Source organism: Haloarchaeobius baliensis (genome assembly GCF_052060055.1).
In the GTDB taxonomy this organism is placed as follows: Archaea; Halobacteriota; Halobacteria; order Halobacteriales; family Natrialbaceae; genus Haloarchaeobius; species Haloarchaeobius baliensis.
This window is the reverse complement of sequence record NZ_JBPPFR010000002.1, coordinates 540,782-557,006: the sequence shown is the minus strand read 5'-3', so window position 1 is coordinate 557,006 and position 16,225 is coordinate 540,782. Positions and strand designations below refer to the sequence as shown.

10 protein-coding genes are annotated in these 16,225 nt (G+C 67.5%); 7 read left to right on the top strand and 3 right to left on the bottom strand.

Going from position 1 to position 16,225, the window contains the following annotated elements; all coding sequences use genetic code 11:
* Positions 1–2: 2 nt before the first annotated feature.
* Together ACSG06_RS13595 and ACSG06_RS13590 are read right to left on the bottom strand one after the other, a co-directional pair.
* Positions 3–290 (bottom strand): DUF211 domain-containing protein, encoded by a 288-nt coding sequence (locus ACSG06_RS13595; protein ID WP_440990821.1) that lies wholly within the window; start codon positions 288–290, stop codon positions 3–5.
* Between the two features lie 75 nt (positions 291–365).
* Entirely contained in the window at positions 366–2,288 is a 1,923-nt protein-coding gene (locus ACSG06_RS13590) for a CocE/NonD family hydrolase (RefSeq protein WP_440990820.1), read from the bottom strand.
* 288 nt (positions 2,289–2,576) lie between these two features.
* On the opposite strand from ACSG06_RS13590, the gene ACSG06_RS13585 reads away from it, so the two are divergent.
* The 3 genes from ACSG06_RS13585 to ACSG06_RS13575 all read left to right on the top strand — a co-directional run bounded on the left by ACSG06_RS13585 (position 2,577) and on the right by ACSG06_RS13575 (position 6,009).
* On the top strand, positions 2,577–4,202 hold the full coding sequence (locus ACSG06_RS13585; RefSeq protein ID WP_440990819.1) for a uracil-xanthine permease family protein: 1,626 nt from the start codon (positions 2,577–2,579) through the stop codon (positions 4,200–4,202).
* Between the two features lie 109 nt (positions 4,203–4,311).
* Positions 4,312–4,734, top strand: a complete 423-nt coding sequence (locus tag ACSG06_RS13580) for a hypothetical protein (RefSeq protein WP_440990818.1) — start codon at positions 4,312–4,314, stop codon at positions 4,732–4,734.
* A gap of 54 nt (positions 4,735–4,788) precedes the next feature.
* Positions 4,789–6,009, top strand: a complete 1,221-nt coding sequence (locus tag ACSG06_RS13575; protein ID WP_440990817.1) for a molybdopterin molybdotransferase MoeA — start codon at positions 4,789–4,791, stop codon at positions 6,007–6,009.
* A 35-nt stretch (positions 6,010–6,044) separates the two neighbouring features.
* On the opposite strand, the gene ACSG06_RS13570 is transcribed toward ACSG06_RS13575, so the two are convergent.
* Positions 6,045–6,644 carry an NUDIX domain-containing protein gene (locus ACSG06_RS13570; RefSeq protein WP_440990816.1) on the bottom strand — a complete coding sequence of 200 codons (600 nt, stop codon included), beginning with the start codon at positions 6,642–6,644 and terminating at the stop codon, positions 6,045–6,047.
* A gap of 596 nt (positions 6,645–7,240) precedes the next feature.
* Here ACSG06_RS13570 and ACSG06_RS13565 point away from each other — a divergent pair.
* The 4 genes from ACSG06_RS13565 (at position 7,241) to ACSG06_RS13550 (ending at position 16,223) form a co-directional block, all read left to right on the top strand.
* Positions 7,241–8,446, top strand: coding sequence for a CaiB/BaiF CoA transferase family protein (locus ACSG06_RS13565; RefSeq protein WP_440990815.1), 1,206 nt, complete (start codon positions 7,241–7,243; stop codon positions 8,444–8,446).
* Positions 8,447–8,543: 97 nt separating this feature from the next.
* Positions 8,544–9,257 carry a TIGR00266 family protein gene (locus ACSG06_RS13560; protein WP_440990814.1) on the top strand — a complete coding sequence of 238 codons (714 nt, stop codon included), beginning with the start codon at positions 8,544–8,546 and terminating at the stop codon, positions 9,255–9,257.
* A 410-nt stretch (positions 9,258–9,667) separates the two neighbouring features.
* Entirely contained in the window at positions 9,668–13,354 is a 3,687-nt protein-coding gene (locus ACSG06_RS13555; protein WP_440990813.1) for a PKD domain-containing protein, read from the top strand.
* Positions 13,355–13,412: 58 nt separating this feature from the next.
* Positions 13,413–16,223 carry a hypothetical protein gene (locus ACSG06_RS13550; RefSeq protein WP_440990812.1) on the top strand — a complete coding sequence of 937 codons (2,811 nt, stop codon included), beginning with the start codon at positions 13,413–13,415 and terminating at the stop codon, positions 16,221–16,223.
* Positions 16,224–16,225: the final 2 nt, after the last annotated feature.

Sequence of the window (16,225 nt, the reverse complement as noted above, 5' to 3'; positions counted from 1 at the left end):
GGTCAGTCCTGGTACGTCCGGCGGTCCTCGACGACCCGCTCGCCGCAGGCGACCTCGTCCACGGAGTGGACGGTGCCGCCCAGGGTCTCGACCGTCGCCTCGACCACGGCGACGTCGATGGACTCGCCCTCGAAGGTGAGCTTGACGTTCTGGACCTCCTTGTCGAGCTCGACGAGCGACGACGTGACGCCGTCGATGCCCTCGATGTCGGAGAGCTGTTGTGTGAACTCGACGAGCGGTGGCTCGTGCGGCTTCAGGACGTCGACGACGAGACGGCGGACGGGAGCCATACGTCCTCGTTCTGCACCCGGGGAGAAAAACGTGGCTTCGGTTCCGGCCGCACCAACCTTCGGGTCCGGTCGCACTCACTCCGTCGGCTGCACCGGGAGCTCGATGTGCGTCGGGTTGTCCGCCTCGTGGAAGACGGTGTTCTCGGCGACGCGGCGCTCGTCGCCGCCGTACAGCGGGCCGCCGGTGTTGTGGTTCACATCGAAGCGTGGCCAGTTCGACGAGGAGACGTCGAGCCGGATGCGGTGGCCGGCCTCGAACCGGTTCGCGGTGTCGTACGGCTCCATGTAGAACTCGTACACATCGCCGGCTTCGAGCAGGTCGGGCTCGTCGCGGTAGCCCCGGTAGCGCCCCCGGCAGATGGCGTCCGAGAGGTTGAGCGCGTAGCCGTCGGGGTAGTCCTCGCTCGCGGGGTACTCGTCGATGAGCTTCGCGGTGAAGTCCGTGTCGGGGCCGTCCGTCGCGCCGTAGACGCGGACGCGGATGGGGCCGGCGATCTCGACCGGGTCGTCGAGCGGCGGGGTGCGGAACACCTGCACGTCGTCGCGGTCGGCGAGTGGACCGTACGGCTCGCTCGCGCCGAAGGTGCCCTCGTGGGTGCGCTGGTCGTAGCCGCCGCGGCCGGCGAAGTCGATGATGTTCCGGTCGCCGAGCGGGTACGCGCCGACGGGCTCGTCGCGCGGCTCGTAGGTGAGGTACGAGGAGGTGTTGCCGCCGATGGTCGGGACGGGGTCGTCGGGGTCGAACGCGTAGGTCGTCGCCGAGTCGGTGGCCGTCGGGGCCCCGGTCGAGAGACTGCCGTCGCCGTGGGCATAGAACCTCGTCATCTCGGTGCCCGCGGGCGGCCACTCGTCGGCGCTGCGCCACTCGCCGCCGTGGAAGAGGTTCCCCCCGTCAGTCCGGTGGCCGTCGCCGGTGCCCATCAGGAAGTACTCGACGCGCGGGTGGTCCCAGGAGTCCTCGCCGCGGAGGTAGTGGTCGAAGAACCGCTTGCGCGTCTCGCGGTACTTCCGCGTCGCGTTCTCGCCGAAGGCGAGGTCGCCGGCGGTCGGGTGCTCCCACGTCAGCGGCGGGAACAGCAGCTGCTCGCTGTGGTCGTGCCCGCCGGGGAGCCTGGCGAGGTGGGTCCACGGGCCCATCAGCAGGTAGTGGTCCGACTCCTTCCGGTCGGCGAGCCCGACGAAGTTGTCGCAGGTCGCGCCGGTGTAGGAGTCGTACCAGCCGCCGGAGTAGACGGTGGGGACGTCGGCGCTCTCGTCGTAGTGGCGTTCGAAGTTGACGCCGGGATTCTGCCAGAGGTCGTCGCTCGCGCTGCCGGACTCCATGATGTCGAACGCCCACTCCTCGTAGCCGGGGAGGGTGGCGAGCGCCGTCTCCCCGCGTTCGACCGGGCCGTCCTTCAGCACCTCGCGGAAGTCCACGTCGGCGAAGGCCTGCTGGACGTCGGGGTCGGCGAGGCTCTCGTGGGCGAACCCCGCGCCCAGTGTGAAGGCCCATGAGAGCCAGCGCTGCTCGAACGCGCCGTTGTGCCGGAACGTCTTCTCCCGTCCGTTCGCCGCACCCATGTTGACGAACATGGCGCCGAGGCCCTCGGGGTCCTGCGTGGCGAGCGCGCTCTGGACCCACGCGCCGTAGGAGGTGCCGAGGGTGGCGACCTGGCCGTCGCAGTAGTCCTGCGCGGCGAGCCACTCGACGGTGTCCGCGCCGTCCTCGGCCTCGTTGACGTGGATGTAGAACTCGCCCTCGCTGTCGAAGCGCCCGCGCACGTCCTGGATGGCGATGACGTAGCCGCGGGAGGCGTACCACTCGCCGTGGCGGGTGCGCCCGCCGGTCTTGTCGTACGGCGTGCGGTCGAGGATGACCGGTCGCGGCTCGTCGACGGGCTCGTGGGTGTCCGGGTCGGCCGGGCGGTAGATGTCCGTCGCGAGCCCGGTACCGTCCCGCGTCTCGATCATGACGTTCAGGTCGGCGTGGACGGCGTACCGTGGTTCGTCTGTCATACACCCACACACCGCCACGGTCCGCAAATAGCTTGCCCCGATATCGTTCCTGCCGGGCGGGAATCGCGACCCGGTGGGGTGGCGCCGACCCGTGCTGTTCGAGCGTTCGGGGGTAACTGGTTCGGTTCGCAAGCCGCGGAACGGCCGAACTAATCCCGTGATACCACCACTGGTCCCGACCGAACGAGCAATTTCCCCGACGAAACGACGACAGTTTTAATTATGATGTTTTTGATTGAAGGGGTATAGTGTGGCAGGTGGACACGTGACACACTATCGGAGGCACGCATGAGTAACGAAGATAACACGGATGACTTCGACGACGTCGACGAACCGCCGATACCGGAGGAGGCACGCGCCGCCGCGGGTGGGGCGGAACAGTCCGACTTCGTCGAGTACGGAATCGACGACAAACCACCCCTGGGAGAGTCGATCTTCCTCGGGTTGCAACACTATCTGACCATGGTCGGCGCGACAATCGCCATCCCGCTGGTGCTCGCGGGGGCGATGGGGATGCCGGCGGACGTGACTGCGAAGCTCATCGGGACCTTCTTCGTGGTGTCCGGCGTCGCGACCCTGGCACAGACCACACTCGGAAACCGCTACCCGCTCGTGCAGGGCGGGACGTTCTCGATGCTCGCTCCCGCACTCGCCATCATCGGCGTCATCGCCAGCAACGGCGGTGGCTGGGAGACCATGATACTGGAGCTACAGGGGGCGGTCATCGTCGCCGGGGTGTTCGAGATATTCATCGGCTACCTCGGCATCATGGGCTGGCTCAAGCGACACATGGGCCCCATCGTCATCGCCCCGGTCATCGCGCTCATCGGGCTGGCGCTGTTCAGCGTCCCGCAGATCACCTCGGCGACGCAGAACTGGTGGCTGCTCGGCCTGACCGTGCTGCTCATCGTCGCGTTCTCGCAGTACCTCAACGACTACAACAGGGCCTTCCGGCTGTTCCCGGTCCTGCTCGCGCTCGTCGCGGCGTGGCTCGTCGCGGCGGTGCTCTCGTTCACGGGCATCTACGCGGCCGGTACGTCGGGCTACATCAACTTCGACACGGTGGCCAACGCCGAGCCCATCCTCGCCATCTACCCGCTCCAGTGGGGGATGCCGCAGTTCACGGGCTCGTTCATCATCGGCATGATCGCCGGGATGCTCGCGTCGGTCATCGAGAGCTTCGGTGACTACCACTCCGTCGCCCGCATGGCGGGCAAGGGTGCACCGAACGCACAGCGCGTCAACCACGGCATCGGCATGGAGGGCATCGGCAACGCGTTCGCCGGCATCATGGGAACCGGGAACGGCTCGACCTCGTACACGGAGAACGTCGGCGCCATCGGCATCACCGGCGTCGCCTCCCGGTACGTCGTCCAGATCGGTGCCGTCGTCATGCTCATCGTCGGCTTCATCGGCTACTTCGGCCAGCTGGTCGCGACCATCCCGAACCCCATCGTCGGGGGGCTGTTCCTGGCGATGTTCGGGCAGATCGCGGCGGTCGGCCTCTCGCAGCTGAAGTTCGTCGACCTCGACAAGAACCGGAACGTGTTCATCATCGGCATCGCTCTGTTCGCCGGCCTCGCCATCCCGGCGTACATGGGTAACGTCGGTGGTGCCGGCGCGTTCCAGACCGGGCTGGCGGGCGAGTTCCCGTTCAGCCTGCTCGAGGGCGTCGAGGTGGCCGGCGTCTCGCCGCTCGGCATCATCGCGACGACCACGTTCGTCATCGGCAGCACCGGCATGGCCGTCGGTGGCATCGTCGCGTTCGTCCTCGACAACACCATCCCCGGCACCCGCGAGGAGCGCGGGCTGACGACCTGGGAGGACATCACCGAGGACGCGGACGACTTCAAGCCGTTCTGGGAGCGCATGGGCGACGGCGACGACGAGCGCCCCGCACCCGGCGGCGACTGACCGCGAACGCGTTCGCACAGCCACACCCCTTCTTTCGACGCTCCACCGTGAGCAGCAGCCACAGCCCCCACCGCAACAGTCACGGGGCTGGGGGTCGCGAGAGGGGAACGTGCAACCGTCGAAGCTAACGGCGGACCTCGAGTACAGGGGCCAGCTGCGCGACGGCGGCTGGGTCGGCGTCACCCCGGAGAGCCTCGCCGTCGTCCACCGGAACGAGGACCCGGTGTACGTCGAGTTCGAGCAGGTCGAGACCATCCGGGTCGAGGGGCTCGACTGGTTCCTCGTCATCATGAGCCTCGCACTCGTCGGCTTCGGGCTCTTCTCCATCCCGCGGAACCTGCTGGCCGGGCTCGGCTTCTGCGTCGCCGGCGGCGTCAGCCTCTACATCACCTACGGACGCCGCGACCGGGTCCGCATCTCGGGCGAGGGCGAGAGCGACGACCTCACCATCTACCCCGAGGACGTCGAGGCGCTCAAGGCCGCGCTGGACCCGTACGTCGAGGGCTCGGCCGGCTGGAACCGGACGAGCTGAAGGGACCGAGCAACTGCGCCAACTGTTAACACGGACGGGCGCGAACCCGCCGTCATGACCGACGACCTCCCGTCACGCGACCGCGCTGTCGAGCACGTGCTCTCGCTGGCCGCCGACGCGATGGGCGCCCGCGCGACCGAGGCCGTCACCGCCGACGCCGTCGCCGGCCGGACCCTCGCCGAGACCGTCGTCGCGCCCGCCGACGTGCCGCCGCAGGACTACGCGACGATGGACGGCTTCGCGTTCGACGCGGCGGAGGACTACACGCTCGCCGTGGTCTGCACGGTGACGCCCGACGACGACCCACCGGAACTCGGGGCCGGCGAAGCGGTCCGCATCGCCACCGGTGCACCGCTGCCCGAACGCGCGACCGCCGTCGTCAAGCGCGAGGACGCGACCCTGACGGACGGGGAACTCCGCGGTCCCGAACTCCAGCCCGGCACGCACGTCTACGAGCGGGGGAGCACCGTCGCGGCGGGCGAACGGGTGTTCGCTGCAGGGGAACGGCTCTCCCCGAAGGACGCCGTGCTGCTGGACGACCTCGGCGTCGAGACCGTGTCGGTCCGCGAGCGCGCGAGCGTCGGCGTCGTCGCCACCGGCACGGAGATCCACGAAGGAACCCAACCCGACCGCGACTCGAACATGCTCCTCGGGCTCGCGCGTTCGTGGGGCCACGACGCCGTCCACGCCGGCACCACCCCAGACGAGTACGACGAAGTTCGGGACCTGCTCGCCGACGCGGCGGCCGCCCACGACGTCGTCGTCTCGACGGGCGGCACGAGCGTCGGCCACGGCGACCACGTCGTCGACGCGCTGGCCGACCTCGGCGAGCTGGTCGTCCACGGCGTCGCCCTCCGGCCCGGCAAGCCCGTCACCGTCGCCCACCTGCCCGACGACGACGCCGTCGCGGTCGCCCTGCCCGGCAAGCCGGTCGCCGCCCACACCGCCGCCTGCCTCGTCGCGCGGCCGCTGTTCACCGGCGCCGCGGCGCTCCCGACGCTCTCGGCGACGGCGACCGTCGACCTCGACCTCCCAGAGAGCGACGCCATCGGCGGCGCGGACGTCGAGTACGCCGTCCCGGTCCAGCTGAACGCCGGCCGGGCGACGCCGCTCGGCCACCCCGATTCCGGGCTCTCGATCTACGACCGGACGTTCGACCCGAGCGTGCTGGCGTCGTCCACGCGGGCGACCAGGGCGGACGGACTGGTGCTCACGCAGGCGGGATTCGCGGCGGACGAGACGGTCGCCGTGGTGCCGTACGCGGCGCTGGAGTAACGGCGACGAGGACCGTGACGGAAGCGTGTCGGCTATCAGTACGTGCGACCTGGCGGCGTCGACGGCGGGCGACAGTCCGCGAGGGCACTCTGCGCCTCCTCGATGACCCACGCCAGACTGTCGCCGAACCGCTGGACGTGCGTGAACTTCAGCTCGTGTGGAGAGGCCGCCAGCTCCTCGGGCGTGAAGAACCGGGCGTCGGTCGCGTCGGACGCTGCCTCGACGGTGCCCGTGGTGTCCGCCCGGTGGACGGCGTAGTCGATGCCGACCATGTACTGCTCGTCGGCGGGCTCGCCCGCCTCGTCGAAGAAGTAGACGAGGTCGGCGGGGTCGACGGCGAGCCCGGTCTCCTCCTCCAGTTCCCGGGCGACACCCTCCCGCGGCGTCTCGCCGAGCTCGATGCGGCCCGAGGGTAGCTTCCACTCCCCCGGCGACCGGAAGTCCTCGACGAGCAGGACCGAATCGCCGTCGATGACCGCCACGCTCCCGCCCGGCGTCGGGTTGTAGAACACGTAGTCCTCGCACGACTCGCAGCGGTAGACCATCGCCGTGTCGGCGGCGTCGCTCACCATCGGCGAATCGACGGGCTCGACGGCTGTGCCGCAGTAGGGGCAGTGCGTTGGTGGCTGGTTCATCGCTAGCATGGAGCAGGCGTGGCGGATATGTAACTCTGCCGTCGAATCGTTCGTGATGAATTCGGCTGTTCTGAGGGTTGTTCGTACTCGCTGTTGTGGGATTCACTGGAACTGCGAACGCCCAGAAAGCCCCTTCATCAACGCGAGTCATTGGAACTGCGAACGCCCAGAAAGCCCCTTCATCAACGCGAGTCATTGGAACTGCGAACGCCCAGAAAGCCCCTGCTGGCTCGACTCCCGCGGCTCGCTGCGGTCCTCGTTCCTGCGGTCCTTGCGTCGCCGGGGTTCGTCGAGCCAGCAGCCCCTTTCAGTCCCGCCCACGGCACAGCACCGCACCTCACACCTCCCCAGCCTCTTGCGCTCCTCAGTCGCTAGCGTCCCCGGAAATCGGAGATTTCCGGTGGGCCCACGAGACGCGAGCGTCTCGTGACCGCTCCCTGCGGTGCTCATCCCTCGCGCGGGCGTCCACTCGCCGCCTCGCGGTGCTCGGCGACGAGTGGGGCCGCGCGCCACCCGGCTGGTTCGGGGACGTCGATACCGGCTGCCGACCCCGTGCGTACGAACCTTTTTGCGCGCGCCGCCCGGGAATTGGTAGCATGAATACTGACGGCCAGATACTCGACGGCATCACCGTGGTCGACCTCACGACGTTCGTCACGGGCGGGTTCGCGTCGCTGATGCTCGCCAACCAGGGCGCGGAGGTCATCAAGGTCGAGCGCCCGGGTGTCGGCGACGACAACCGCCACTCCGGCCCACCGTTCATCGACGGCGAGTCGCCGTACTTCTGGACCATCAACTACGACAAGCGCAGCGTCGAGCTGAACCTCAAGCACGAGGAGGGCCTGGCCGCGCTGTACGACATCGTCGCCGAGGCGGACGTGTTCGTCCAGAACTACCGGCCCGGCACCGCCGCGAAGCTCCACGTCGACGAGGAGTCGATCCGCGAGGTGAACGACGACGTGGTGTACTGCGCCATCTCGGCGTTCGGCCAGACCGGGCCATGGAGCCAGCGCCCGGGCTACGACCTGCTCGTGCAGGGGATGAGCGGCATCATGAGCGTCACCGGCGAGCCCGACGGCCGACCCGTGAAGGTGGGGCTCCCACAGACCGACCTCATCACCGCGATGTGGGCGGCGTTCGGCATCGTGACGGCACTGTACCGGCGCGAGGTGACCGGCGAGGGCGAGTACATCGACCTCGCGATGCTCGACGCGACGCTGCCCTGGCTGACGAAGCAGGCCGGGAAGGTGTTCGCCGGCGAGCGGCCCGAGCGCATGGGCACGAAGGACCCGGTGCTCGCGCCGTACCAGACGTTCGAGACGGCCGACGGGCACCTCAACGTCGCCTGCCTGAACCAGAAGCTCTGGCGGGGGCTCTGCGACGCCATCGAGCGCCCCAAGCTCGCCGACGACGAGCGGTTCGAGACGAACGCGGACCGCGTCGAGCACATGGACGAGCTCGAGGCCGAACTCGCGCCGTCGTTCGCCGAGCGGACCACCGACGAGTGGATGGACGTGCTGGTCGAGGAGGCCGGTATCCCCGCCGGGCCGGTGAACGAGCCCGAGGACGCGCTCTACAACGAACAGACCGAGGCGCGGGGCGTGATGACAGAGCTCTCGGACGGCGAGCGGACGGTGCCGGTCGTCGAGCACCCGCTGAACTACGGGCGCTCGGAGAGCGGCTTCGACCACCTCCCCCCGAAGCTCGGCGAGCACACCCGCGAGGTGCTCCGGGAGGTCGGCTACGGGGCGGACGAACTCGACGAACTCGCAGCTGCGGGCGCGTTCGGCGACCCCGAGTAGTACGCCCGACCCACAGTTCCGTCACGAGTAATAAAAACAACTAGCATTGTGTTCGGTATGAAAACATATTTGTCGGCCGGCACTCGACTACGACCGTATGGAGTTCGATATCCGGAAGCGACCCAGTAACGCGATACTGCAGGTCACGATGGAGCGGGGGGAGACGATCAAGGCGAAGACCGGCGCGATGGTCAGCCGGAGCGACACGATGGACACCGAGGCCAACGTCGGCGGCGACGGCGGCATCGGTGGCATGGTCAAGAGCGCAGTCAGCAGCAGCAAGGACCTCGTCACGAACGAGTTCACGGCGCGTGAGTCCGGCGCGAACGTCGTGCTCGCGCCCGACCACCCCGGCGACATCGTCGCGTTCGACCTCGGCGAGACCGGGCGCATCAAGTCCCAGTCCGGCTCGACGCTCGCGTGGGGGCCGAACGTGAACAAGTCCTCGGCGATGAACGAGGCGGGGAACCTGTTCTCCTCGGGTCAGCTGAAGGTGCTCGCGCTCGACGGCACCGGGATGGCGTTCCTCTCGGCGTACGGCTCGGTGTACGAGGTCGACGTCTCGCCGGGCGAGCCGGCCATCGTCGACGAGGACCACCTCGTCGCATGGACCGACGGCCTGAACCTCGACCGGCAGAAGGACGGCGGCATCAAGTCCACGATGCTCGGCGGCGAGGGCTACGTCTCGAAGTTCTCCGGCGACGGCCGCGTCTGGCTCCAGACGCGCGACCCCATCGTCTTCCAGAGCATGGGCGGCGGCGGCGAGGGTGACGGCGACGAGGGTGGCCCGAGCGTCTCCGACTTCATCTGACGCCGCCGCTGCCGACAACCGACCGCGTTCTTTCACACTACCTGTCCGAGTACCGACCGCTTTCTCGCCGGTAGGGTACTCCTGCGGAGTTTCCACGAAACCACCAGCGAGCGGCGCCCTGTGGCACGGTTGCGGGTCACACGACGTACTTAGCGTCCGGTTATATGACCATCACAGTGGTGCGTAGAGGAAATGAGTGCGAGTGCCACGGGAGCCCCGGAAGACCGTTCAGAACTCCCGGATTCGGGGTTCTGGGCGGTCCGGTTTGGGTTGTTCCCGGTGGGAGGACGACCGCGACCGACGGGAGCCACCACGGCTGCCGGTCGGCTCGACCGAGCTGGACTCCGTGACGGACGCCGACAGCCCCTCGACGTCCGCTTCCAGGGGCGCCCCCCGGCGAGGGCGTCTGGATGAGCGACTGTTCGTCCTGTCCCTCCTGGGCACTCGTCGCCGGACTCGTCGCCGCCGTCGTCATCGGCGGTGGGGTGCTCGCACAGCCGGTCATCGCCAACGATGGCCTCGGCGGGCTGGGCAACAGCTTCGGCGGGACCGACGCCGCCACGACCCTCGCGCCGGAGGCCGCCTGCGAGATCTCACAGCAGTACCCCGAACCGGGCGAGCCGATGAGCATCTACGCGTTCGACTCCCGGAACGCCGACAGCTACCGGTACGACCTCGACGGCGACGGCTCCCCCGACACGCCGTTCACCGAGGACGCCCTCTACACGACGAACTACTCCGAAGGGACGTACCAGCCGGTCGTCTACGCGTACAACGCCACGGACGAGACCTCGGACACGGCCACGTGTCCCGAGTTCACCGTCGCGCCGAACACGCCGCCAACGCCGCAGCTGACCTACGACCCGTCGAACCCCGTCGTCGGCGGGACGGTGCAGTTCGACGCGACAGCGAGCACCGACGACGACGGCGAGATCTACTACCTGCGGTGGGACTTCGGCGCCGACGGTAGCTACGAGGTGAACGAGTCGGTCGAACTCGGCATCGACGGCCGGGAGAACCGCACCTACACCACCGCGGGCCCGAAGGCGGTACGGATAACGGTCGAGGACGACGACGGCGATAGCGCGAGCACGACCGTCGAGTTCACCGTCGACGCCGAAAACACGGCCCCGACCGCGTCGTTCGACGTCTCCCCACAGCCCGCGGTCGCCGGCGACCCGGCACGGCTCGACGCCTCCGCCTCCAGCGACCCCGACGGCAGCATCGCCGAGTACCGCTGGGACTGGAACGGCGACGGCACCGTCGACGAGACCACGAACTACGCCGTCGTCGACCATCCGTACGCCTACGACTCGACCGGTCCGGGCTACGCGGTCACCCGGCTCACGGTCGTCGACGACGACGGCCAGACTGGGTCGACGACGCGCGACGTGAGCATCGTCGAGTCCGCGCCGGTCGCCGACTGCACCGTCTCGCCGTCGGCCGTCGAACCCGGCGGCTCGGTCACCATCGACGCCTCTGGCTCCGCGAACGCTGCCGAGTACCAGTACGACACCGGCGGGGGCTTCGGCGACTACACCACACAGAGCCAGCGGACCGTCGACTACGTCGAGGAAGGCACCTACGACGTCCGGGTCCGAGTGTGGGGCAGCAACGCCGAGCGCAGCGACACCGCCGACTGCGGCACCGTCACGGTCGCCACCGACAACGTCCCGCCGACCGCGTCGTTCACCCACTCGCCCGCCGGGCCAGGCGTCGGCGAGACCGTGACGTTCGACGCCTCCGGCTCCAGCGACCCCGACGGCAGCATCGCGACGTACCGCTGGGACTGGGACGCCGACGGCACCATCGACAGCAACACCGTGACCCCGACGACGACCCACACCTTCACCAGTGATGGGGCGCACGCGGTGCGACTGGTCGTCGTCGACGACGACGGCGCCACGGCACGGGCGTTCGGCGCGGTCGACGTGACGCGGGAACCCGGGCCAGTCGCCCGGTGTTCGGTCTCCGCACGCGAGGTGGTCGTCGGCGAGGAGGTCATCATCTCCGCCGAGCGCTCCGAACGGGGCGACGACTACCAGTTCGACACCGGCACCGGCGAGTTCGGCGACTACCGCGCCGAGCCGACCCGCACCACCAGCTACGGCGAGCCGGGCACCTACTCGCCGCGTGTCAGGGTGCTCGCGTACCCGAGCGAGCGCTCCTCGGTCGTCGACTGCCCGACGGTCGACGTCACCACGGAGAACGTCCCGCCGACCGCCGCGTTCGCGCCCTCGTCGTTCGTCGTCGACGCCGGGGACACGGTCACGTTCGACGCCTCGAACGCGACCGACGCCGACGGACGGGTCGTCGAGTACCGCTGGGACTTCGACGGCGACGGCACCACCGACGCGGTGACCGCCGGCCCGACCACGGACCACACCTACGACGACACCGCGAACATCTCGCCGATGCTCGAGGTCGTCGACGACGACGGCGCGACGGACCGCATCTCGCTACCGCTCGACCCCGCTGTCCCGCCGGGAGACGAACCCGGCGGCGACGACGACGAGGGATTCCTCGTGCCGCCATGGTGGGTCATCCCCGGGGCCGGCGTCGGCGCCGGCGGCGGCTACCTGCTCTGTCGCAGCCGGTCGACGCCCGCCCCGCCCGTCGGCGGCGGCTCGCCCGACGGCGACATCGACATCCCCGCACACATCCCCGGCCGGAGCGGGGGCTCGAAGGGCGGCATCGACGACTTCGCCACCGGGACGTTCGAGACGCCGCCCGGCGGCGGCACCGTCGCGGTGACCGATCTCGACTTCGAACCCGACCTCGTCCTCTTCACCGCGACGAACAACGTCGGTCGCACCGGCGACGACACCGTCCGCACCGACGGCTGGACGTACGGCACGCTCTCGCGGGCGGACGACGGCACCCTGACCCAGAACGTCGTCGGCGTCGCCAACGACGCCCGACGGACCGGCAGTGCGGTCGGCTCCGGCCGCGACGGGCTCGTGCTCGACCTGCTCGTCCACGACGACGGCAGCGCCGGCGCGCTCGCCGGCAGCGTCACGAAGACCACCAGCGGCGGGTTCGAGATGTCCTTCGACGGCTCGTCGCTTCCGGCAGGCAGCCACGACGACAGCTTCACCGTCATGTTCCGGGCGTTCCGGACCGACAGCGATGCCAGGGTCGAGACGGGGCACTTCCTCACCCCGGCGACCGCCGGCGTCCAGTCCGTCCAGCTCGGCCTCGACGCCAGCTTCGTCTCGCTCACGTCGGTCAACGCCGTCCACGGGATCGACACCGCCTCCGCGACCGACGGCGCCATCGGCGTCTCCCACGGCGAGGCCGTCAAGACGGCCAACGACGCGGTCCAGCAGCACGTCGCCAACAGCACGCTCGTCCCCGAGACGGTCGTCCGCAACGCCTACGGCGGCTACCAGGACCGCGCGCTCCACCTCATGCACGGCCGCGGCGACGAGTTCGGTGCACACACCACCGGCCGCGTCACGAAGCTCGGCGAGACGATGGAGCTCACCTACGACGAGGTCACGGACACCGGGCAGGGCGGCCACCTCGTCACCTACGTCGCGGTCGAGGCCGACGACCATCGAACGCCCGAGATCGGCCAGTTCCGCGTCCCCGCGCCCGACGCCGACTACCCGACTCGCGTCGACGTGGGCTTCGACCCCGCGATGGTCGAGTTCACCACCTGCAACCTCGACGCGCTCGGCACCGACCAGGTCGTCGCCGACCACGCCTTCGGCTTCGGCTGGTCCCACGGCGTCGCCATGCCCGCCGCCGACGGCAGCGTCTCCCACCACCTGCTCCATGGCTCGCTCGCCGCCGACGACGTGTTCGGCCGGGTGCTCCCGCCAGTCGCTCCAGGTGCCGAGGGAGAGGGCGCAGCCACCGACGGCGGCGTCGAACTCGGCTCGCGCACCGAGGGCCAGCCATCGGCGGCACGCGTGCTCGCCCTCGGCGACGACGGCACCGTGACCGGCCGCGACGACGTCGTGGTGTCCGGTGTCACGAACACCGGCTTCGAGGTCGAGACGCGCAGCGTCAGTACCGGACGACGGAACACCGACAGCGAGGTCAGACCGGTCGTGTTCTACCGGGCCTGGCCGAAACGAGGTGAGCTATGACAACGATACGACGACCACAGGGTCCGAATCCAGGGGATGAACGAGTGGGTGGCCGACGATGACCGAGAGTGCCGAGTGGCTGATTGATACAGACACCGGGAAGTTCTCCTTCGAAATTGGAGACTCACAGATCGGTGACACCGACCGAATCGAACAGGCCCGGAAGCTCGCGCGGGAGTACAAAGTCCAGGTCCAACGATTTCAGGCGTGGGCGTCGGGAGAGACCGATCTCATCATGGACAAAAGCGTCGACAGTGACATCGCCGAGCGATACGAGGAGGCGCTCGGTGACCTGCAGGGCCAGAGCCGGGTCGGTGCAATGCGTCTCTACGAACAGATCGAACAGTTGATTCAGTCGTCCCGCTCGGACGAGTCGAACCTGGACCCGAACGATCTCGGAACAGAACTCGGGATATCGGGAGACCTGACCGGTGGGACGCTGCTGAAGTCGGACATACTCGGCTACGACATCACATTGGGGAAGGAAGGAGAGGACTTCCACAACAAAATATGTCACGCGGAGGCGATCCATCAGAACAAGGAGGCAATCCTGGACGCGGACGGCTCACAGTTCCAGATGTTCGGTCGTCTCGTCGAGGTGATGCGGGCAAACTACGAGCACAAGGCGTTACACCTCGTCGCACTCATGGCGTCCGGCTCCCCGGACGGCTTCGTCATGCAGCTGGGCAACTACTACGACTACACGACCGATTTCTCGGACGAGAACGGATTCCTTCGGCAGTTCGCCGGAAAGAAGTACTGGGAACAGCTCAGGCTCATCAACGAACTGACCTCGCTGTTCTCGTTCAGCAACATCGGTACACAGTTCCTCGCGGACCAGGCGTCGACCACGACGCTAGCGGAGAAGGTGTCCGAAACGGTCACTCCGGGCGGATCGGCCCGACGTAATCGGGCCATATTCCCCCTCGAGAACGTATTCTACCCACCGCTCTACGGAAGTTTGGACGAGAACGACTTCGTGAACATCCGTGTGCCCTCGCTCGGTGGCAAGCCGTTCTCCGGTTCGGATGCCCGTGCGCAGAAACGGAACGCGATTTTCCACGGTCGGAGCAAGGGGTTCCGGTTGAAAGCTGTGAACGACGCCGGGACCAACAGCAGCGTCCAGGGAATCAGCGAAACGCTCGCCAACCTGGCCGGTATCTTCCTTCCGGGAATTAAACACTACATCCGAACAGCAGGGACGACCGCCGAGGCGAATCGCGGACAGCAGATGCTTCTCATGGTCTACCGGAAGTTCACAGCATCGGACAAGTACAGCCAGAACCACATCCCCGGTCCCGAGTGGCAACAACACATCTCCCTCATCGACCGGAAACTGTACAAGGACAGCAATGGGAACGATATCGACCCCGGTGACCTAGCGGACAGCGCATGGAGCGAGCAGGACACGATTGCTCTCGTCTACAAGATCGAGAAGACGGTCCGGAAGACGCACGTCAACGCCGATATCGAGAACAAGTGGACGGGCGGGTTCACGCTGATCGAGAACGTCTACAAAGTCGGTCTCTATGGGTACGCCTGGTACAACGGGGACCCGCAAGGATTCAAATCGGCGCGAGGGTTCATGGGGCTCGCGACCGACACCCTGTTCATCGCTGCGAACTTCACGGAGAGCAAGCACTTCCTCGATTGGGTCGACTCGTTCGCAGCCAAGTTCGGTAAGGCCGGTACGGTCAACAAGTTCCTCGATTCGAAAGTTGCGAAATTCTGCACGTGGGCGGACAAAGTCGGCTGGAAGGTGGGACTGTTCGGCGTCCTGCTCAGTGCATGGGACGTGATCGGGGAGATCGATTCCGCCGATTACGACGCTGCAGCGGCACTCGGGGCATCCACTCTGGGAACCTTGCTGTGGGTCGGACTCAGCGTCGAGGTATCGGCGAGTACCGCGTCTGCCCTCCCGTTCGTTGCGAGTGCGGCAGCCGAAGGCGGGACGATAGCGTCGGTAATCGGCGCGACGGCATCGATGGCCGTCACGGTCGTCGCGGGCGTGCTCATCATCGGCGGGACCATCGCGTACGTCTACTACAACGACCCACCGGTGGTCGACTGGGTGAAGACAACCTACTTCGGTAGACTGTGGGGAGATAACGACTTCGAGGACCCCGGTTCCGACACGTTCCTGTACGAAGATGACGGTGAAGTCAACTGGAACCGTCAGCTCTCGACGCTCCGCGAACTGATCACCGGTGATCAGTTCACCATCACCAAATGTCGATACAAGGACGGCTACATGCTCGTAGAGTTCGAACCCAACTCGTCGTTCATCCGGGTGAACAACGGGGACGTTCTCTACGTAACGAGCTGGATAACGGGATCGAACAGCATACAGGACCGGGACGAGAAGTGGAATGGAATCGTCCACCGGCTCGAACTCAATACGAAGAACGTCGCGACACACGGCAACTGGATCGAGGACCCGAACGACGACCTCCCAATACAGAAGTTCGGAGAGTACGACTTCGGCATCAAGCTGTTCTCCTTCAAGCAGCTCTCGACCGACGGTTCGGGCAATTTCCTGGCAGGAAGACAACGGCTGTGGATGCAGGTGCATCCGACCGCCATGGAGACAGACGCGAGGTACGGACTGGTCGGTATCGACACGGACACACTGTCCCACTCCGGGGACGGCGGTGCACCTGAGTCGTACGTCGAACTGATTCACGTGCCCTCCGACATGGAATCCCGAATATCGCTCCTGAAACACCGGAAGCGGTTCTACCTGAACGAGGATTACGGCCTCAAAGGGTTCAGTGGGACGACGAGAGCGCGACGGCTGATCAACTACTACGGTGGGCTCGGGACGCCGAGCGACATCAGCGGCGAGCTGGCGAACTTCGACTTCTCGTAAAC